This window comes from Streptomyces sp. TSRI0107, assembly GCF_001905845.1.
Classification (GTDB): domain Bacteria; phylum Actinomycetota; class Actinomycetes; order Streptomycetales; family Streptomycetaceae; genus Streptomyces.
The window spans coordinates 683,143-702,387 of record NZ_LIVZ01000007.1 but is presented as its reverse complement, the minus strand read 5'-3'; the positions used below and the strand labels follow the sequence as shown (position 1 = coordinate 702,387).

Below are 19,245 nucleotides of genomic sequence, written 5' to 3'. Positions count from 1 at the left end.
AAGACCGACACAAAGTCCGGGCCGGGGTACGGCACTGTCAGTGCCCCTGCGTAGTGTTCAGGTCAACCGCGGACACCGCGGCAACAGGGGACTGTTCGAGAGGGGAATCAGCGCGTGACCGTCAACATGACCAAGGGTCAGGCCATCAGTCTGCAGAAGAACGACGGCGGCAGCCTGACCGCGGTGCGCATGGGTCTCGGCTGGCAGGCGGCCCCGCGACGCGGCCTGTTCGGCTCGCGCACCCGCGAGATCGACCTCGACGCCTCCGCCGTCCTGTTCGCGGACAAGCAGCCGGTCGACGTCGTCTTCTTCCGCCACCTGGTGAGCGACGACGGCTCGGTCCGCCACACCGGTGACAACCTCGTCGGCGGTGTCGGCCAGGGCGGCGACGACGAGGCGATCCTCGTCGACCTGCAGCGCCTCCCGGTCCACATCGACCAGATCGTCTTCACCGTGAACTCCTTCACGGGCCAGACCTTCCAGGAGGTGCAGAACGCGTTCTGCCGCCTGGTCGACGAGACCAACGGCCAGGAGCTGGCCCGCTACACCCTCGCGGGCGGCGGCGCCTACACGGCCCAGATCATGGCGAAGGTGCACCGCGCGGGTGCCGGCTGGTCGATGACCGCCCTCGGCAACCCGGCCAACGGCCGCACCTTCCAGGACCTGATGCCGGCCATCCTGCCGCTGCTCTGATCCGGCCGGCGTCCGGCAGACCACACCTACACAGCGACAACAGGGGGACAAGGCGATGACGGCCGAGCTGGTGCGGGGGCAGAACCACCCGCTCTCCCAGGCCCGTCTGGAGATCAGGGTCTCGGCCGGCACGCCGATCGTGGCCGCGGCCACTCTCGGCGACGAGAACGGCAAGGTCCACGGCGTGGAAGGGGTGGCCCACCCGGGCGCACCCACCCTGCCCGGCCTGGAGGTCTCCCGCCAGGCGGCGGCCGACCACCGCCTCGCCGTGGACCTGGACGCCATGCCGGACGCCGTGCACCGGGTGCACGTGCTGCTCTCCCTGCCCGTCGGCACCGCGGGCGGCCCCGGCCGCTTCGGTGCCGTCGCCGCACCCTTCGTCGCGGTCACCGGCCTCGACGGCGCCGAGATAGCCACCTTCACCCTCACCGGCCTGGAGGCCGAGACGGCCGTCGTCGCCCTGGAGCTCTACCGCCGGCAGGGCGCCTGGAAGGTGCGCGCGGTCGGCCAGGGCTACGCGGGCGGCCTCGCCGACCTCCTCGCCGACCAGAGCCTCCCCGAGGCCCACCGGCTCGCCGCCGCCATCAACGACGCGGTGGCCCAGGGCATGGCCCGCTCGGTGGCGGCGCCCCCGCCGCGTACGGCGGACGGCGACCGCACCCGGCAGCCCGCCGCCCCCACCCTCGGCCCGGAAGCCGGCGGATCGCCCTACGGCGCACCGGGCACTCAGAGCGCCACCGGCTCCCTGCCGGGCTACGGCACGGACCCGGCCCCGGCGGACCCGTCCGTTTACGGATCGGGCCCCGCCCCGGCGGACCCGGCCGCCGTCACCCAGCCGTCCGTGCCCACCGCGGGCGGCCCGATCAACTACCACCACCCGCGTCGGCAGAACGCCGCCCCGCCCCCGCCCCCGCCGACCGCGCCCCCGGCGGCGCCCGGTCAGCCCGCGCACCCCGTCGCGGGCGACGCGACCGGCTGGTCGATGGACGAGCGGCTCTACAACCAGGTCTGGGGCATGTTCGAGGACCTGGCCCGCACCACGGCGGCCTACCGCAGCGCCGTCGACTTCGCCGACTCGCGCATGGAGAAGGAGCTCGAACAGGTCCTCTCCGACCCGCGCAGCCGCATCGGCGGACAGGCCGACGCCGCCCGGGAGGCGGCCCGCGCCAAGCACTCCCAGCTCGTCGACCAGGCCCGCCAGGCCCTCGACCGGGACCTCGCCCAGCTCACCGCGGAGGCGGACGTCGTCGAACCCGCGCTGCCGCCGGCGTACGCGGGCTGGGACAACCCCGTCTGGCACGGCTACCAGGTGCCGATGGAACTGCCGATGGCCGTGCGCCTCGGCGACCTGCACCTGCCGGAGTGCGCCCGGCTGCGCATCCCGATGCTGGTCCGGCTGCCGCTGGAGCGCGGTCTGTGGATCGACAGCGGGCGCGCGGGATCGCTCGACGGCTCGTTCGCCGACACGCACGAGGCGCGCCGCCTGGCGCTGGAGTCGGCGGTGGCGCACACGGCCCGGCTGCTCGCCGTCCACCCGGCGGGCGAGTTCACCGTCTACGTCATCGACCCGGCCGGGTCCGGCGCGCAGGCGCTGGCACCGCTGGTGCAGACCGGCGTCCTCGCGGCCCCGCCCGCGCTGGGCGCCGCGGGGGTGGCGGACGTGCTGTCCCGGCTGACCCAGCGGGTCGACCTGGTGCAGATGGCGGTCCGCGGCGGTGCCGCCGACTCGCTCCCGCCGGGCTTCGACACCTCCCGCCACCTGCTGGTGGTCAACGACTTCCCGCACGGCTTCGACGACCGGGCCGTCACCCAGCTGCGGTACCTCGCGGACGAGGGCCCCGACGTCGGCGTCCACCTGATGATGGTCGCGGACCGCGAGGACGCCGCGGGATATGGCCCGCTGCTCGATCCGCTGTGGCGTTCGCTGCTGCGGCTGACGCCGGTGCCGGACGACCACCTCGCCGACCCGTGGGTCGGGCACGCCTGGACGTACGAGCCGCCGCTCGTGCCGCCCGGCAGCCAGGTGCTCCAGCAGGTGCTCACCCAGGTCGCGACGGCCCGCCGAGCCTGGCGCCCATGACCCGCACCCACTCCTGGGCCAAGCCTTAGTAAAGCGGCCTGACCTGGCCATTTACCTTTTCCTTTACCAATCGCTTTACCTTTCCTTGGTGATTGGGGTACTCTTTTCCGCACGGAGGGGAGTACTCCCTGTCTGCTGCGGCGTACCCGTCAATACGGATCTGGCCAGATCCCGGGGCGTCGGCCCATCGTGGGTGGAAGAGACCTCCGGCAGCGCGACGACGCTGACTGTTCTGTTCGCCGCTACGTACTGCCGGAGGCGCAGTGGAAGTTTCCGTGACCCTGTGGGTCCTGACGGTCGTGGGCCTCGCCGCCCTGATCGCGGTCGATTTCTTCATCGGCCGCAAGCCCCACGACGTATCCATCAAGGAAGCCGGGATCTGGACCGTCGTCTGGATCGTCCTCGCCGGTCTCTTCGGACTCGGCCTGCTCTTCTTCGGCGGCGGCCAGCCCGCCGGCGAGTTCTTCGCGGGCTTCATCACCGAGAAGTCGCTGAGCGTCGACAACCTCTTCGTCTTCGTCCTGATCATGGCGAAGTTCGCGGTTCCGTCGCAGTACCAGCAGCGGGTGCTGCTCATCGGCGTCCTCATAGCCCTGGTGCTGCGAGCGATCTTCATCGCCGCCGGCGCCGCCATCCTCGCCAGCTTCGCGTGGGTGTTCTACATCTTCGGTGCCTTCCTGATCTGGACCGCCTGGAAGCTCATCCAGGAGGCCCGGGCCGACGAGGAGGACGAGGAGTGGGAGGAGAACAAGCTCCTCAAGGCCGCCGAGCGCCGCTTCGGAGTGGCCGACCGATACCACGGCACCAAGCTGTGGATCGAGCAGAACGGCAAGCGCGTCATGACGCCGATGCTGGTCGTGATGCTCGCCATCGGCACCACCGACGTCCTGTTCGCCCTCGACTCCATCCCGGCGATCTTCGGCCTCACGCAGGACCCGTACATCGTCTTCACCGCCAACGCCTTCGCCCTCATGGGTCTGCGGCAGCTGTACTTCCTCATCGGCGGCCTGCTGAAGAAGCTGGTCCACCTGTCGTACGGCCTGTCCGTCATCCTGGGCTTCATCGGCGTCAAGCTGGTGCTGCACGCCCTGCACGAGTCCGGGGTCCACGTCCCCGAGATCAGCATCCCGGTCTCCCTCGGCGTGATCTGCGCCGTCCTGGTCGTCACCACGATCACCAGCCTGATGGCCACCAGGAAGCAGACCGCGGCCGAGGCGGCGCGGACGGAGGGTGAGCAGAACCCGAAGGACAGCGTCGACGCCTGATCGCGTCGTACCGACAGCGCACCCAGCACCGGGAGCGGCAGCGGCGCATCGCCGATCGCCGCTCCCGGTGCCGCGTTTCCGGCACCGTGCACCGACGCACGCGATGACACACCGACCACCGAGGAGGGCCACCGACACGAGCGAGGACGAGACCGGGCGACGAGCAGCGAACGCGAGGAGGAGATGTGGGAGCAGGCCAGAAGGAGCACCTGACCAGCGGGAGCGGGACCGTCGAACGGCCCGCGGACCGGAATGCGAAGCCACAGCCCGTCTGCGACGATCGCCACATGATCGTTCGGCTCAGGTCGCTCACCCACCAGTGGACGTTCCTCGTGCCGGTGCTCGCCGTGATCCTGCTGGTCTTCACCTGGGGACGCGATCTTCCCGGCGCGGTCGTCGCGGTCGTGACCCTGGTGCTGGCCGGCTCGGTGCTCTCCGCCGTGCACCACGCCGAGGTCGTCGCCCACCGGGTCGGGGAGCCCTTCGGCTCCCTCGTCCTCGCCGTCGCCGTCACGATCATCGAAGTCGCTCTGATCGTCACCTTGATGGCCGACGGCGGCGACAAGAGTGCGACCCTGGCGCGGGACACCGTCTTCGCGGCCGTGATGATCACGTGCAACGGCATCGTCGGCCTCTGCCTCCTGGTCGCCTCACTGCGGCACGGCACGGCGCTCTTCAACCCCGAGGGCACCGGCGCCGCCCTCGCCACGGTCGCCACCCTGGCCACGCTCAGCCTGGTGCTGCCGACGTTCACCACCAGCAAGCCGGGCCCCGAGTTCTCCGGGGTGCAGCTCACCTTCGCCGCGATCTCGTCGCTGGCCCTGTACGGCCTGTTCGTGGCGACCCAGACGGTCAGACACCGCGACTACTTCCTGCCCGTCACCCGGCAGGGAGAGGTGATGAGCGAGGACGCCCATGCCGACGCGCCGTCCGCCCGCACCGCCTGGCTCAGCCTCGGGCTGCTCGGCCTCGCCCTGGTCGGCGTGGTCGGGCTGGCCAAGGGCGTGTCGCCGACCATCGAGTCAGGCGTGGCGGCCGCCGGGCTGCCGCACGCCGTGGTCGGCGTCGTCATCGCCTTGCTCGTGCTGCTCCCCGAGACCATCGCCGCACTGCGCTCCGCCCGCCGCGACCGGGTCCAGACCAGCCTCAATCTGGCGCTCGGCTCCGCGATGGCCAGCATCGGCCTGACCATTCCCGCCGTGGCCCTCGCCTCCATCTGGCTGTCCGGACCACTCGTCCTCGGCCTGGGCGCCACCCACATGGTGCTGCTCGCGCTGACCGTGGTCGTGGCGTCGCTGACGGTCGTACCGGGCCGCGCCACCCCCCTCCAGGGCGGCGTGCACCTGGTGCTGTTCGCGGCCTACCTGGAGCTGGCGATCAATCCATGACCGGCTTCGCCACGGCGACCGGCACCGGACGGGTCTCCGGCAGCAGCGCGAAGCACGCCAGGCTGAGCAGGGCGATCCCGGTCAGATAGGCGCCCACGCCCCACGGCACCCGGCCGCCCTGCTCGGCCAGAGCGGTCGCCGCGATCGGGGTGAGAGCGCCGCCGAGCACCCCGCCGAGGTTGTAGCCGACGGCCGCGCCCGTGCAGCGCACCCGCGGCTCGTACAGCTCGGGCAGATAGGCGGCGATCACCGCGAACATCGTGATGAACGCCAGCATCGCGCCGAGGAACCCGAGGAACATCAGCAGCGGCGCGCCGGTCGAGAGCAGCGCCACCATCGGGAACATCCACAGGGCGGTGGCCGCGCAGCCGGCCAGGCACATCGGCCGCCGCCCGTACCGGTCGCCGAGCACCGCCGCCACCGGGGTGAGCGCGCCCTTCACCACCACCGCGGCCATGATGCAGGTCAGCATCACGCTGCGGCTCACCTCCAGCCGCTCCGTGCCGTAGGCGAGGGACCAGGTGGTGACGGCGTAGAAGACCGCGTAGCCGACGGCCAGGGCCCCGGCGGTCAGCAGGACCAGTCGCCAGTGGTGGCGCACGACCTCGGCGAGCGGCACGCGCGCGGGCTCCTCGATCTCGAGGAAACGGGGGCTCTCGGCGAGCGACGAGCGCAGCCACAGCCCCACGGCGGCCAGCACCCCCGCCGCCCAGAACGGCACCCGCCAGCCCCACGCGGCGAACTCCGCCTCCGACAAGGTGGCCGACAGCACCAGCATCGAGCCGTTGGCGAGCAGGAAGCCCACCGCGGGCCCGACCTGCGGAAAACTCGACCACAGCGCGCGCCGCTCGGCGGGCGCGTGCTCGGCGGTCAGCAGCACCGCCCCGCCCCACTCCCCGCCGAGCCCCAGCCCCTGGAGGAAGCGCAGGGTGACGAGCAGCAGGGGAGCGGCCATACCGATCGAGCCGTACGTCGGCAGACAGCCGACCGCGACCGTGGAGGCCCCCGTCAGCAGCAGCGAGACGACCAGGACCGGCCGGCGTCCGCGCCGGTCCCCGATGTGCCCGAACAGCACCGATCCCAGCGGCCGCGCCACGAATCCCACGCCGAAGGTCGCGAACGCGGCCAGCGTGCCCGCCAGCGGGGAGACGGTCGGGAAGAACAGCGGCCCGAGGACCAGCGCGGCAGCGGTCCCGTAGACGAAGAAGTCGTAGAACTCGATGGCGGTACCGGCCAGGGCGGCGCTCGCGAGCCGCAGCATGGACGGTGCCTTCACGGTGCGTACGTCGTGCATGCCGCGTCAACTACCCACAGTGATCGCGGGTTACGGGGGCGCGTGGAGGTGGCCGGTCCGCTTCAGTATGTGACCGTAATGCGCCGGGCCGGGCCGTCGACCCGTACGGTGCCGCCGTACGGGATCACGAGTTGCGGGTCCGTGTGACCGAAGTCGACGTCGAAGACGATCGGGGTGCCGGGGGCGTACACGCGCATGGCGCGCAGTACGGCCTCGCGCTGGTCGGCGGCGTAACGGGCGCCCTCTTCCGGGCTGTTGGGACGATCGAACGACCAGGTCTTGGCGCGCGCCATCAGCAGCGCGGAGAACTGCCGCAGCAGCCCGCGCTCGCCCATGTTGCGCAGGGTGCGGTAGACCTCCGCGGCGCTCGGCAGTTCCTCCGAGGTCTCCAGGAACAGCACGTCGCCCCGGTACTCCGCCGGGTCGCGGGCGATCTCACGGTCGGCCATCAGCATCCAGCCGAGGATCTCCAGATTGCCGCCCCAGCTGCGGCCCTCCACCACGCGGTCGGCGTTCACCCAGGTCCAGCCGTCGTTGGGCCGGCTCGGCGGCTCCGCTTCGAACGTCGCGGGGTCGGCCCAGTCGCGGTCCACATCGTTCCACCGCTCGGCGGGACGCAGCTCGTACGGGCCGGAGGTGAACAGCGCCGCCCGCAGCGAGTCCGCCGTCCGCGGGTTCATGGCGCCGGGGCGGCCCAGTTCGACCATCACGCTCGCGCCGTGGTAGCCGACGATGCCGGTGTTGCGCAGGTAGACCAGCAGGTTGGTGTTGTCGCTCATCCCGACGAACGGCTTGGGGTTCGCCCGGATCAGCTCCCGGTCGAGCAGCGGCAGCACGGTGATCTGGTCGTCGCCGCCGATCGAGGCGATCACCGCCTTGATGTCCGGGTCGGCGAAGGCGGCGTGGATGTCGTCGGCCCGCTCGCGCGGTGTCGCTCCCATCTTCCGGGTCGCCGGGTACTCGACCGGTTCGAGGCCGAAGTCGTCGCGCAGCCGCGACAGGCCCAGCTCGTGGGGGCGCGGGAAGAGGCCGGGCAGGCCGCTGGCCGGCGAGATGACGGCTATGCGGTCACCGGGGGAGGGCTTGGGAGGGTACTGCGGTGTGATCATGCCGGGAGGGTACGGCCGGTCGAGCCGCCGACGCACCGTGATAAACCGGGTCGAGCAGCGGTCCCGGCAGGACCGCCCCACCTCGAACGACCGGAGGAACAGTGCCCCGCACCCTGGCCAACGCCCCGATCATGATTCTCAACGGCCCCAACCTGAACCTCCTCGGGCAGCGCCAGCCGGAGATCTACGGCTCCGACACCCTCGCCGACGTCGAGGCCCTGTGCGCCAAGGCGGCGGCCGCGCACGGCGGCACCATCGACCTGCGGCAGACCAACCACGAGGGCCAGTTGGTCGACTGGATCCACGAGGCGCGGGAGAACCACTGCGCGATCGTCATCAACCCCGGTGCCTACACGCACACTTCCGTCGCGCTGTTCGACGCGCTGAACACCTGTGACGGCATGCCGGTGGTGGAGGTCCACATCTCCAACATCCACAAGCGGGAGTCGTTCCGGCACATCTCCTACGTCTCCCTGCGCGCCGACGGCATCATCGCCGGCTGCGGCATCCAGGGATACGTGTTCGGCGTGGAACGCGTCGCCGCGCTGCTCGGGGAGACGCGGGCGAAGGCGTGATCCCTGGGGCGTGTCCCGCCCCGGGCCGCCGGCCGAGGGCGGGGTTCGAAGACCGGCGGCCCGTGCCACGCGGAGACGCCATCGGGAACGTCATCCCGCGCGGGGCTGCCATCAGTTGACCGCGCGGTGCGGTTCGCGGGGAGCGTGCGCGGGGCCTCGGTGCGTGCACGTCGTTCACACGGGGCGCGCGTGCGATGCCGCGCGCCCCGAAGTCACCCGGTCACCACCCCCGCGCCCGCCACTCCGGCAGCTGCGGGCGCTCCGTGCCCAGCGTGGTGTCGTTGCCGTGTCCCGGGTAGACCCACGTCTCGTCCGGGAGGACGTCGAAGATCTTGGTCTCGACATCGCGGATCAGGCTGGCGAACGCCTTGGGGTTCTTGTGGGTGTTGCCGACGCCGCCGGGGAAGAGGCAGTCGCCCGTGAAGACGTGCGGGTGCCCGTGCGGGTCGTCGTAGACGAGGGCGATCGACCCGGGCGTGTGGCCGACGAGGTGGCGCGCGGTGAGCTCCACGCGCCCCACCCGGATGACGTCGCCGTCGTCGACCAGGACGTCGGTCGGCACGGGGATGCCCTCGGCGTCGTCGCGGCCCGCGTACGTACGGGCGCCGGTGGCCGCGACGACCTCGGCGAGCGCCTGCCAGTGGTCTCCGTGGCGGTGGGTGGTGACGACGGAGGCGATGCCGTCGTCACCGATCATGCCGAGCAGCGTCCGCGCCTCGTTCGCCGCGTCGATCAGCAACTGCTCGTCCGTGGCCCGGCAGCGCAGCAGATAGGCGTTGTTGTCCATCGGGCCGACCGCGATCTTGGTGATCATCAGGTCCTTGAGCTCGTGCACGTCCGCCGGGCCGCCGACCGTCACCTGTCCGCTGTACGTCATGGCCGCCAGTCTAGGTCGCGGTCACAGCGGAGGCAGGGGCGGCAGCGCCCCGCCCGCCACGGTCAGCCCCGACCCGTCGCGCCGGCCGGCGAGCCAGCCGAGCAGCTCCGCGCGGGTGCCCCGAACGGTGACCTCGGGGGCGTCGGCCTCCCGGCCGGTGCTCCACGCGCGCGTGCCGTCCGTCAGACGGGTCGGCGGCACCTCGGGGCTGCCCGTGAAGCGGTCGGCGAGGAAGTCGATCTCCCGCTCCGTGAACTCCGCCGGCAGGTCCTCCAGCTCGTAGCCGATGCCGAGGTCCACGTGGTGCAGCTCGACCTCGACCCACCGCCGGAAGGGCACCCGGGACGCCGAGTCGGTGACGCCGTTGCGCAGCTCCACGGTCCGCGACCAGTCGGCGGGCGCCGCCCCCGTCTCCTGGAAGCGCTCGGCGCTCGCGCGGACGTCGGCGAGCTGGACGTCCAGGGCGCGGGGGGCGTCCCGCTCGATGTCGGCGTTCCGGGCCTCGCCGGAGACGTACATGGGCCGGCCCTCCAGGACGTTCACGAGGGCGTCCGCGTTGCGGGCCAGGTGGGCGAGGACGTGGCCGCGGGTCCAGCCGGGCAGCCGTGACGGTTCCGTCACGGTCGCGTTGTCCAACTTGGCGGCTGCGGTGAGCAGCCGCTCCGTCGCCTCGCGTACAGACACCAGGTCACGAGCGTGATCAATCATGGGCCTGACCCTAGCCCCGCCACTCCTTCGGGTGAAGGAGGCGGACCGGGGCCATAAATCGAATGCGCGTGCTATATGGTCGAAGGCGGCGTCGGGCATGCTGGATGGTCGGGGATTGTTATGCGACCGGGAAATCCGACCGGCGTTGTCAGTGGCTCCCCCTAGTCTGAGAAAGACGGGGGCCCCGCCCCTGTCACTTCTCTCAAGAAAGGTGCGGACCGGCGTGGCCGACCGTCTCATCGTCCGTGGCGCGCGTGAGCACAACCTGAAGAACGTCTCGCTCGACCTGCCACGTGACTCGCTCATCGTCTTCACGGGCCTGTCCGGGTCGGGCAAGTCCTCCCTGGCCTTCGACACCATCTTCGCCGAGGGCCAGCGGCGCTACGTGGAGTCGCTCTCCTCGTACGCCCGCCAGTTCCTCGGCCAGATGGACAAGCCGGACGTCGACTTCATCGAGGGCCTCTCCCCGGCGGTCTCCATCGACCAGAAGTCGACCTCGCGCAACCCGCGCTCGACGGTCGGCACCATCACCGAGGTCTACGACTACCTCCGGCTGCTCTTCGCCCGCATCGGCAAGCCGCACTGTCCCGAGTGCGGCCGCCCGATCTCCCGGCAGTCGCCGCAGGCCATCGTGGACAAGGTCCTGGAGCTGCCGGAGGGGAGCCGCTTCCAGGTGCTCTCGCCGCTGGTGCGCGAGCGCAAGGGCGAGTTCGTCGACCTCTTCGCCGACCTCCAGACCAAGGGCTACTCCCGCGCGCGCGTGGACGGCGAGACGATCCAGCTCTCCGACCCGCCGACCCTGAAGAAGCAGGAGAAGCACACCATCGAGGTGGTCGTCGACCGCCTCACGGTCAAGGACTCCGCCAAGCGCCGCCTCACCGACTCCGTGGAGACCGCCCTCGGCCTGTCCGGCGGCATGGTCGTGCTCGACTTCGTCGACCTCCCCGACGACGACCCCGAGCGCGAGCGGATGTACTCGGAGCACCTGTACTGCCCGTACGACGACCTGTCCTTCGAGGAGCTGGAGCCGCGCTCCTTCTCCTTCAACTCGCCCTTCGGCGCCTGCCCCGAGTGCACCGGCATCGGCACGCGCATGGAGGTCGACCCCGAGCTGATCGTCCCGGACCCGGACAAGTCCCTCGACGAGGGCGCCATCCACCCCTGGTCGCACGGTCACACCAAGGACTACTTCGGCCGTCTGATCGGCGCCCTCGCGGACGCGCTGGGCTTCCGCACCGACATCCCGTTCGCGGGCCTGCCGCAGCGCGCCAGGAAGGCCCTGCTGTACGGCCACAAGACGCAGATCGAGGTCCGCTACCGCAACCGGTACGGCCGCGAGCGCGTGTACACCACGCCGTTCGAGGGCGCCGTGCCCTTCGTCAAGCGCCGGCACAGCGAGGCCGAGAGCGACGCCAGCCGCGAGCGCTTCGAGGGCTACATGCGCGAGGTGCCCTGCCCCACCTGTGAGGGCACGCGCCTGAAGCCGATCGTCCTCGCGGTCACGATCATGGAGAAGTCGATCGCCGAGGTCTCCGCGATGTCCATCAGCGACTGCGCGGAGTTCCTGGGCGAGCTGAAGCTCAACGCCCGCGACAAGAAGATCGCCGAGCGGGTGCTGAAGGAGGTCAACGAGCGGCTGCGGTTCCTGGTCGACGTCGGCCTGGACTACCTCTCGCTGAACCGCGCGGCCGGCACGCTCTCCGGCGGCGAGGCCCAGCGCATCCGGCTCGCCACCCAGATCGGCTCCGGTCTCGTCGGCGTCCTCTACGTCCTCGACGAGCCGTCCATCGGGCTGCACCAGCGCGACAACCACCGGCTGATCGAGACCCTGGTCAGGCTGCGCGACATGGGCAACACGCTCATCGTCGTCGAGCACGACGAGGACACCATCAAGGTCGCCGACTGGATCGTCGACATCGGCCCCGGCGCCGGTGAGCACGGCGGCAAGGTGGTGCACAGCGGCTCCCTGAAGGAACTGCTCGCCAACGCCGAGTCGCAGACCGGCCAGTACCTGTCGGGCAAGAAGTCCATCCCGGTGCCGGACATCCGGCGCCCGCTCGACCCGTCCCGGCAGCTCACCGTGCACGGCGCCCGCGAGAACAACCTCAGGGACATCGACGTCTCGTTCCCGCTCGGCGTGTTCACGGCCGTCACCGGCGTCTCCGGCTCCGGCAAGTCGACCCTGGTCAACGACATCCTGTACACGCACCTGGCCCGCGAGCTGAACGGCGCGCGGACCGTCCCCGGGCGGCACACGCGCGTGGACGGCGACGACCTCGTCGACAAGGTGGTGCACGTGGACCAGTCGCCCATCGGCCGCACCCCGCGGTCGAACCCGGCGACCTACACCGGCGTCTTCGACCACATCCGCAAGCTGTTCGCCGAGACCACCGAGGCGAAGGTCCGTGGCTACATGCCCGGCCGCTTCTCCTTCAACGTCAAGGGCGGCCGCTGCGAGAACTGCGCGGGCGACGGCACCATCAAGATCGAGATGAACTTCCTCCCGGACGTCTACGTCCCGTGCGAGGTTTGCCACGGCGCCCGGTACAACCGGGAGACCCTGGAGGTCCACTACAAGGGCAAGTCCATCGCCGAGGTCCTGAACATGCCGATCGAGGAGGCGATGCACTTCTTCGAGGCCGTCCCGGCGATCTCCCGCCACCTGAAGACGCTGAACGACGTCGGCCTCGGCTACGTCCGCCTCGGCCAGTCCGCGACCACCCTGTCCGGCGGTGAGGCGCAGCGCGTCAAGCTCGCCAGCGAGCTGCAGAAGCGCTCCACCGGCCGTACGGTCTACGTCCTGGACGAGCCGACCACCGGTCTGCACTTCGAGGACATCAGCAAGCTGCTGAAGGTCCTGTCCGGCCTGGTCGACAAGGGCAACACGGTCATCGTCATCGAGCACAACCTCGACGTGATCAAGACCGCCGACTGGATCGTCGACATGGGTCCCGAGGGCGGCGCGGGCGGCGGTGTCGTGGTCGCCGAGGGCACGCCCGAGGAGGTCGCCGCGGTCCCGGCCAGCCACACCGGCAAGTTCCTGCGGGAGATCCTCGGCGCCGACCGGATCAGCGACGCCGAGCCGGTCCGGGCCCCCGCGCGGAGCACGGCCCGGAAGACCGTCGCCGCCAGGTCCACGGCGAAGAAGACCGTCACCGCCAAGAGCGCCAACAACACGGCGACCAAGAAGGCGGCCGCGGCCACGAAGAAGGCGGCGCCCGCGAAGAAGACGACGCGGGCCCGCAAGGCCTGATCACGCGCAGCGACGCGCGGTGCCCCGTGGGACGGACCGTTCGGACCGTTCGCCGGGGCACCGCGCGTCTCGCCCCCTCAGGCGGCCTTCGGCTCCACGAACTGCATGTCGAGCTGGATCTTCACCACGTCACCGAGCAGCCCGGGCGCGAAGTCGAGGCCGTAGTCGGTGCGGCGGATCTCGCCCGTCGCCTCGAACCCGGCGTGCCGGCTGCCGTCCATCGGCACGTCGACCAGTCCGCCGAACTCCACGGCGAGCGTCACCGGACGGATCACCTCGCCGATCGTCAGCTCACCCTCCATGGTCCAGTCCTCGCCCTCGCCCGACACCCGGGTCGAGCGGAAGGCCATCGTGGGGCGCTTCTCCACGTCCAGCAGGTCGGAGGCGCGGACATGCGCGTCCCGGTCCGGGTTGCCGGTGTCGATCGAGGCGAGCGCGATCTCCGCCGTCACCCGTACGTCCTCCAACGCCTCGCCGACGTGGAGAGCGGCCTTCACCTCGGTGAAGCGGCCGCGCACCTTGGCGATGCCCAGGTGGCGGATGGTGAAGTTGACGGCCGAGTGCAGGTGGTCCAGCTCCCAGTCGCCGGGGGACAGGGGCAGGGCGGTGGTGGTCAGCGTGTCCGAGAAGTCGTTTCGCGTCATGCCCCCACCCTGAGGGCCGAAAAGCGCGGCAGGGAGACCGGGACGAGCCTGGTAGTCGCAGGGCCACCCTTCGGCGCGCGGGCGTTGGTACGTTCGCAGGGTGAGCGACAACGAGTTGGGCACGTACCTGCGGACCTGGCGCGAGGCGGTGACTCCGGAGGAGGTCGGACTGCCCCCGGGCCTGCGCCGCCGCACCCCCGGACTGCGCCGCGCCGAACTGGCCACTCTGGCCGGGATCAGCGTCGAATACCTCACGCGCCTGGAACAGGGACGGGACCGCAACCCGTCCGCCCAGGTCCTCGGAGCCCTCGCCGACGCGCTGAACCTGACCCTCCAGGACCGGGTGGTGCTGCGCCGCCTGACCAAGGAGGCGGACGGCGGCGACCCGCTCGTCTGCGGGGCGGCCCCGCCGCTCAGCCGCACTCCGCGCCCCACCGTGCGCGCCGTCCTGGAGCACCTGGAGCCCGCCCCCGCCGTGGTCCTCAACTGGATCGGCGACGTCCTCGCCCACACCAGCGGGTACGCGGGGCTGTTCGGCCCGATCGGGGTGCTCGACGCCGAGCAGCCCAACCTGCTCCGCCATCTGTTCACCGACGCCCGGGCGCGCGACGCCTACCCCGACTGGGAGCGCGAGGCGGACAACCTGGTCGCCCAGCTCCGGCACGACGTCCCCCTCCGGGACCCGTACGCCGCCGAGCTGGCCGAGGAGCTGACGGTGACGGCGGGAGCGGAGTTCGCCGACCGGTTCGCCGACCTGGCGACGGCCCCGCGCCGGGTGGGCTCACAGCGCGTCGAACACCCCGAGGTCGGTCCGCTGCGGCTGCTGCACGAGACGCTCGCCCTGCCGGAGGACGGCCAGCGAGTCGTCATCCACCTCCCGGCCGACGAAGCCACGGCAGCCGCCCTGGACCGCCTGACCGGCCGCCGCCCGGGCGCCCTGCGTGCGGTGAGCCGAGCAGCGGGCTGACCGCTCCGCGGGGTGCCGGGTTCTGGAGTGCTGGGGTGTCGGGCGTGGGCGCGGCGGGGGCTCCGGACGCCGGGCGCGGCGGGGGGCTCCGGACGCCCTCCGTTCGCCCGGCGCGACGCCGACCGGGTGACCGGTGTCCTGGCCACGCCGGGCCTCCGGGCCCGGACGTTGTCCGCTCGCCTGGCGCCACGCTGACCGTTCCGTCGGCCTCTGACTGCCGCAGGGCCTCCGCACACCGGACGCCGGCTTCGTCCGGCGCGACGCCGACCAATTCGCTGGCGTTCCGATCACCACGGGGCCTCCGGCCGCCGCAGGGTCTCAGGACGCCGCCCGTTCGACCGGCGTCCCCGCCCCGGCCACGGCGTCCCCCCGCCACGGCGTCCCCCCGCCACGGCGTCTCCAGGCGCCGGACGCCATCAGCTCGACCGGCGCGACGCCCACCGTTCGACCAGCGTCCCGACCGACCGGGCGCCGCCCGTTCGCGGCGCGACGCCGGCCGCTCCACCGGCCCCCGACTGCCATCCGCCCCCGGAGGGAGACCCGGCGTCAGCCCTCCAGTTCCCGCGCGTACGGCGGCTCCGCGCCGGCCCGGGAGCAGGTGATCGCCGCCGCGCGGGACGCGAACCGCAGGAGTCGTGTCCAGCCGTCGGTGCCCAGGCCGGCGAGCGCCTCGGCGGTGAGGGCGTCGTGGGCGGCCAGACCGTGCAGCAGGGCCGCGTTGACGGTGTCCCCGGCGCCGATCGTGTCCACCACCGTGACCTTCTCGCCCGGCACCGAGTACTCCGCGCCCTCCCGCGTGAAGACGGTCAGCCCGTCGCCGCCCCGGGTGATGACGACGGCCGAGGGCCCGGCCGCCAGCCACTCGTGCGGTGTGCCGCCCAGCCACCGCGCGTCCTCCTCGGACAGCTTCAGCAGCGTCACCGACGGCAGCCACTTCAGGAACCGCGCCCGATAGGCGTCCGCGTCCGGGATCAGACCCGCCCGGATGTTCGGATCGAGTGCCGTGAACACGCCCTGCCCGGCCGCGGTCCGCATCAGCTCCTCGTAGGCGCTCGCCCCCGGCTCCAGCACCAGCGAGCACGTGCCGAACGACACCGCGCGGGTCCCCGCCGGGAGCGCGGCCGGGGCGGTGAACAGCCGGTCGGCGGTGCCGTCCACGTAGAACGAGTAGGCCGCCGAGCCCTGCTCGTCGATCGTGGCGACGGCGAGCGTCGTCGGCTCGGCGCCGCGTTCCACGCCCGACACGTCCACCCCGGCCGCCCGCAGACCGTCCAGCAGCGCCTCGCCGAAGGCGTCCGAGGAGACGCGGGAGCAGAAGGCGGTGGGAGAGCCGAGCCGGCCGAGCGCGACGGCCGTGTTGTACGGGCCGCCGCCGAGCGCCGGCCGCAGGCTCGCCAGGGCGCCCGGGTCGTGCGGTACCAGGTCGATCAGGGCCTCACCGGCGACGACGATCACGAGTCGGCTCCTCTCTCGGGCCGCTGGAGCCCTTCGGATGTATCCGGCCGCGCGGGCCGGTCGGGACAACCGCAGGAACTGCGGTGGACGAACACACAGGGCAGCCGCACGGTCCGGGCGGGCCGGTCCGGCGCGGCAAGGCGCTCCAGGAGCACCCGTACCGCCTCCGCGCCCAGCTCCTTGCTGGGCTGGGCGATCGCGGTGAGCCGGGGCGAGAACAGGTCGGCCCAGGCGAAGTCGTCGAAGCAGCACAGCGCGAGGTCGTCGGGCACGGTCAGGTTGCGCTCGCGCAGCGCGCGCAGGGCGCCGATGGTCATGGCGTTGTTGGCGGTGACGAGCGCGGTGGGCGGCGCGGCCAGCGACAGCAGGGCCTGGGTGGCCCGCTCACCGCCCGCCTGCTCCGAGTCGCCGTGCACCAGCAGCCGCTCCTCGAACGGCAGCCCGGCGGCCGCGAGGCCGTGCCGGTAGCCGGTGATCCGCTCGCCGGTGGTGCTGAGTCCGGGCCGGCCCGCGACCAGGCCGATCCGGCGATGGCCGAGCCCGGCGAGATGGGTGACCAGCCGCGTCATGGGCTCGGCGCTCTCGGCGCAGACCTGGTCGAACCGCTGGGCGCCCTCCGCGCGGTCGTCGACGACGCGGTCCAGGAAGACGGCCGGTACGTCGTGGCGGCGCAGGTAGGAGACGAGTTCCCGCGGATCGGCGGACGGGGCGACGATCATGCCGTCCACCCGGCGCTCGTGCAGCAGCTGGACGACCTTGCGCTCGTGCTCGGGGTCGTCGTGCGGATCGGCGATGAGCAGGCTGTAACCGTGCTCCAGGGCACTCGCCTCGACGCCCTGGAGGATCTCCGTGAAGTACGGGTTGCTGATCGCGGACACCGCCAGACCGATGGAGCGGGTCCGGGAGGTCACCAGGGAGCGGGCGAGGGTGTTCGGGGTGTAGTCCAGCTCGTCGATCGCGTCGAGGACGGCCTGCCGGGTGTGGGGCAGCACGGGCCGGGTGCCGTTCAGGACGTGGGAGACGGTCGCCACGGACACCCCGGCGGTCCGTGCGACATCGGCCATGGTCGGCATCGCGTTTCCTTCCCTCCACGCCCCTTCCACGCCGGAAGGTATCCCATCGGAAGGCGTGCGTAAACGCTTGCGCAAACGTTTACGTCTCCTCGTGCGCAGAGAGGCGCGGGCATCTCTCCACTGCACCCCGCTGGACCCTCGCTTCCCCACGCCCCGTTATGGTCGGCATGCGCACCGCCGTGCGCCCGCCCCCTCACGCCCCGACCCATGGAGATCCCGCATGCCCGCCCGCCCCTCCGCGAGCCGCCGCACCGTCCTGCGCGGAGTCGCGGCCGCGCCCGTCGCCGGGCTCGGCCTGGCCGCCTGCTCCCCGGAGGGGAACTCCGCGAAGCCGGCCGCCCCCACCGCCCCGGTGGAACTCGGCGCGGAGAGCGAGGTCGCGAAGGGCGGCGCCCGGCTGTACCGCGAGCACAACGTGGTCGTCAGCCGGGACGAGAAGGGCACCCTGAAGGCCTACAGCACGATCTGCACGCACGCGTCGTGCCCCATCAGCAAGCTGGAGGGCACCAGGCTGACGTGCTTCTGCCACGGCAGCGAGTTCGACGCCACGACCGGTGAGGTGCTTGCGCCCCCGGCCACCGTGCCGCTGACGGAACTCGAGGTCAGGAGCGACAACGGCAGGATCGTGGCAGGCCCTGAGGCCTGACGGCAGCGCTCACTCCCATTCCCACCCGATCCCCACGATCCCCGACCGCACCCGGGGCTCGACGAGGTGCACCGAGTGGTGCAGGCCGGTCAGGGCCAGTTCCTGGCGGCCGCTGCGGGGGGCCGCCGCCGAGTGCTGGGTGAAGCGGTGGCAGCGCACCGGCAGGGCGCCCTCGTCGAACCGCACCTGGAGCGCGTACTGGCCGCCCGCGGGCCCGAACCCGCGGACGTACTCACGCGATGTCCCCGCGGTGCCGTCCTCGACGCCGTACCGGAAGAGGAAGGTGTCCCCGGCCCGCAGCCGGGTGTCGAACAGCAGCTCCGCGACGAGCACCCCGGTCTCCCGGTGCCAGCGCACGCGCCCGGTGCGGCAGTTGTCCAGGGCGTGCACCGTCATCCGCTCCGGCGCGCATCCCGGGTCGCCGTGGTGGACGGCGACGAAGCGGTCGACGCCGTCCTGGTACGCGCGGACGATGTGGTGCGACTCGCGCGCCACCAGCTCGCGGCGCGTCCCGATCCGCACCCGCTCGTGGTGGCCGAGCATGTGCAGTCCGCAGTCGAGCTGGGCGCCCAGCTCGGCGAGGAGCCGGGCCAGCACGTCGGAGGCCTCCAGGAGGGACCGGTACGAGCGGGCCGCCGGGCGCCGCGCGGAGCGCTCTCCGCTCTCGGCGAGCAGCCGGATCAGCGACTCGTCGGGCAGGTGGAGTATCTCCTCCAGCGCGCGGACGGCGCGCAGCGACTCGGGCCGCTGCGGCCGACGGGCGCCCTGCTGCCAGTAGCTCAGGCTCGTGACGCCCACCTTCACGCCGTACCGCGACAGATGGTGCTGCACGCGCTGGAGCGGCAGTCCGCGGGCGGCGATCGCGGCGCGCAGCGCGACGTGGAAGGGGCCGCCCCGCAGGGCCGTGTCCAGGTCGGCGTCGGCGAGGTCCGCGTCGGCGGCGATGTCGGCGGTGTCCGCGTGCTGTGTGGCGTGCGGCATGCAGGGGCCTTTCTCTGCGGGTCACAACGGCTGGTCAGACCGTTCGCGCGGGTGCTGAGCGGGGCCACCCCCGTCGGCGCCGGCGTTCTCCGCATCCGTACGCCATGTTTCAGGGGCCCCGAGTTCCCCCGCATTGAAGCGTGTGGACCAGGCCCCGACAACACCTGAAACCCAACCGTGGCGCACTCCTGGCCGAGGTTCGACCATGCCGGCGTGGCCGGTGTCCGCCACGTCACC

The 19,245-nt window shown here is 72.1% G+C and carries 16 protein-coding genes; 8 read left to right on the top strand and 8 right to left on the bottom strand.

The window, feature by feature from the left end:
- Window positions 1-114: 114 nt before the first annotated feature.
- From AMK31_RS22470 to AMK31_RS22455, 4 genes are all read left to right on the top strand, one after another.
- Window positions 115-693, top strand: a complete 579-nt coding sequence (locus AMK31_RS22470) for a TerD family protein (protein WP_073942382.1) — start codon at window positions 115-117, stop codon at window positions 691-693.
- Between the two features lie 55 nt (window positions 694-748).
- The gene (locus tag AMK31_RS22465; protein ID WP_073942381.1) at window positions 749-2,773 is read left to right on the top strand and encodes a TerD family protein; all 2,025 of its coding nucleotides are present in this window, start codon (window positions 749-751) and stop codon (window positions 2,771-2,773) included.
- 263 nt (window positions 2,774-3,036) lie between these two features.
- The gene (locus AMK31_RS22460; protein WP_107468683.1) at window positions 3,037-4,038 is read left to right on the top strand and encodes a TerC/Alx family metal homeostasis membrane protein; all 1,002 of its coding nucleotides are present in this window, start codon (window positions 3,037-3,039) and stop codon (window positions 4,036-4,038) included.
- A gap of 287 nt (window positions 4,039-4,325) precedes the next feature.
- The gene (locus tag AMK31_RS22455) at window positions 4,326-5,426 is read left to right on the top strand and encodes a calcium:proton antiporter (RefSeq protein ID WP_073942379.1); all 1,101 of its coding nucleotides are present in this window, start codon (window positions 4,326-4,328) and stop codon (window positions 5,424-5,426) included.
- Here AMK31_RS22455 and AMK31_RS22450 read toward each other — a convergent pair.
- Together AMK31_RS22450 and AMK31_RS22445 are read right to left on the bottom strand one after the other, a co-directional pair.
- Window positions 5,416-6,720 carry an MFS transporter gene (locus tag AMK31_RS22450; protein ID WP_198948536.1) on the bottom strand — a complete coding sequence of 435 codons (1,305 nt, stop codon included), beginning with the start codon at window positions 6,718-6,720 and terminating at the stop codon, window positions 5,416-5,418. The genes AMK31_RS22455 and AMK31_RS22450 overlap by 11 nt on opposite strands.
- A gap of 62 nt (window positions 6,721-6,782) precedes the next feature.
- Window positions 6,783-7,829, bottom strand: coding sequence for a S66 family peptidase (locus tag AMK31_RS22445; RefSeq protein WP_073942378.1), 1,047 nt, complete (start codon window positions 7,827-7,829; stop codon window positions 6,783-6,785).
- Between the two features lie 101 nt (window positions 7,830-7,930).
- Between AMK31_RS22445 and aroQ the strand changes: the two genes are divergently transcribed.
- Window positions 7,931-8,404: a type II 3-dehydroquinate dehydratase gene (gene aroQ, locus AMK31_RS22440; protein WP_073942377.1), complete on the top strand. Its 474-nt coding sequence runs from the start codon at window positions 7,931-7,933 to the stop codon at window positions 8,402-8,404.
- A 220-nt stretch (window positions 8,405-8,624) separates the two neighbouring features.
- Here aroQ and AMK31_RS22435 read toward each other — a convergent pair whose 3' ends face one another.
- Window positions 8,625-9,281: an MBL fold metallo-hydrolase gene (locus AMK31_RS22435; RefSeq protein ID WP_073942376.1), complete on the bottom strand. Its 657-nt coding sequence runs from the start codon at window positions 9,279-9,281 to the stop codon at window positions 8,625-8,627.
- Between the two features lie 21 nt (window positions 9,282-9,302).
- Window positions 9,303-9,989 carry a maleylpyruvate isomerase family mycothiol-dependent enzyme gene (locus tag AMK31_RS22430; RefSeq protein WP_073942375.1) on the bottom strand — a complete coding sequence of 229 codons (687 nt, stop codon included), beginning with the start codon at window positions 9,987-9,989 and terminating at the stop codon, window positions 9,303-9,305.
- A gap of 223 nt (window positions 9,990-10,212) precedes the next feature.
- Between AMK31_RS22430 and uvrA the strand changes: the two genes are divergently transcribed.
- Window positions 10,213-13,242, top strand: a complete 3,030-nt coding sequence (gene uvrA, locus AMK31_RS22425; RefSeq protein WP_073942374.1) for an excinuclease ABC subunit UvrA — start codon at window positions 10,213-10,215, stop codon at window positions 13,240-13,242.
- Between the two features lie 77 nt (window positions 13,243-13,319).
- On the opposite strand, the gene AMK31_RS22420 is transcribed toward uvrA, so the two are convergent.
- The gene (locus AMK31_RS22420; protein ID WP_073942373.1) at window positions 13,320-13,886 is read right to left on the bottom strand and encodes a YceI family protein; all 567 of its coding nucleotides are present in this window, start codon (window positions 13,884-13,886) and stop codon (window positions 13,320-13,322) included.
- A 100-nt stretch (window positions 13,887-13,986) separates the two neighbouring features.
- Between AMK31_RS22420 and AMK31_RS22415 the strand changes: the two genes are divergently transcribed.
- Complete coding sequence (locus AMK31_RS22415; RefSeq protein ID WP_073942372.1) at window positions 13,987-14,853, top strand: helix-turn-helix domain-containing protein; 867 nt, start codon at window positions 13,987-13,989, stop codon at window positions 14,851-14,853.
- A gap of 546 nt (window positions 14,854-15,399) precedes the next feature.
- Here the strand turns inward: AMK31_RS22415 and AMK31_RS22410 are convergent.
- Both AMK31_RS22410 and AMK31_RS22405 read right to left on the bottom strand, forming a co-directional pair.
- Window positions 15,400-16,308 (bottom strand): carbohydrate kinase family protein, encoded by a 909-nt coding sequence (locus tag AMK31_RS22410; RefSeq protein ID WP_073942371.1) that lies wholly within the window; start codon window positions 16,306-16,308, stop codon window positions 15,400-15,402.
- Window positions 16,305-17,381, bottom strand: a complete 1,077-nt coding sequence (locus AMK31_RS22405) for a LacI family DNA-binding transcriptional regulator (protein WP_073942370.1) — start codon at window positions 17,379-17,381, stop codon at window positions 16,305-16,307. Before AMK31_RS22405 ends, AMK31_RS22410 begins: the two co-directional genes overlap by 4 nt.
- A gap of 220 nt (window positions 17,382-17,601) precedes the next feature.
- Between AMK31_RS22405 and AMK31_RS22400 the strand changes: the two genes are divergently transcribed.
- On the top strand, window positions 17,602-18,027 hold the full coding sequence (locus AMK31_RS22400; RefSeq protein WP_073942369.1) for a Rieske (2Fe-2S) protein: 426 nt from the start codon (window positions 17,602-17,604) through the stop codon (window positions 18,025-18,027).
- A 9-nt stretch (window positions 18,028-18,036) separates the two neighbouring features.
- Here AMK31_RS22400 and AMK31_RS22395 read toward each other — a convergent pair whose 3' ends face one another.
- A complete protein-coding gene (locus AMK31_RS22395) occupies window positions 18,037-19,008 on the bottom strand; it encodes a hypothetical protein (protein WP_073942368.1) in 972 nt (323 codons plus the stop codon).
- Between the last annotated feature and the right edge of the window lie 237 nt (window positions 19,009-19,245).

Bases quoted from the DNA above. Each gene is read 5' to 3' on its own strand.
- AMK31_RS22465 (WP_073942381.1), top strand. From the start codon at position 749: ATGACGGCCGAGCTGGTGCGGGGGCAGAACCACCCGCTCTCCCAGGCC.
- AMK31_RS22455 (WP_073942379.1), top strand. From the start codon at position 4,326: ATGATCGTTCGGCTCAGGTCGCTCACCCACCAGTGGACGTTCCTCGTG.
- AMK31_RS22450 (WP_198948536.1), bottom strand. From the start codon at position 6,720: ATGCACGACGTACGCACCGTGAAGGCACCGTCCATGCTGCGGCTCGCG.
- AMK31_RS22445 (WP_073942378.1), bottom strand. From the start codon at position 7,829: ATGATCACACCGCAGTACCCTCCCAAGCCCTCCCCCGGTGACCGCATA.
- AMK31_RS22435 (WP_073942376.1), bottom strand. From the start codon at position 9,281: ATGACGTACAGCGGACAGGTGACGGTCGGCGGCCCGGCGGACGTGCAC.
- AMK31_RS22430 (WP_073942375.1), bottom strand. From the start codon at position 9,989: ATGATTGATCACGCTCGTGACCTGGTGTCTGTACGCGAGGCGACGGAG.
- AMK31_RS22420 (WP_073942373.1), bottom strand. From the start codon at position 13,886: ATGACGCGAAACGACTTCTCGGACACGCTGACCACCACCGCCCTGCCC.
- AMK31_RS22405 (WP_073942370.1), bottom strand. From the start codon at position 17,381: ATGCCGACCATGGCCGATGTCGCACGGACCGCCGGGGTGTCCGTGGCG.
- AMK31_RS22400 (WP_073942369.1), top strand. From the start codon at position 17,602: ATGCCCGCCCGCCCCTCCGCGAGCCGCCGCACCGTCCTGCGCGGAGTC.
- AMK31_RS22395 (WP_073942368.1), bottom strand. From the start codon at position 19,008: ATGCCGCACGCCACACAGCACGCGGACACCGCCGACATCGCCGCCGAC.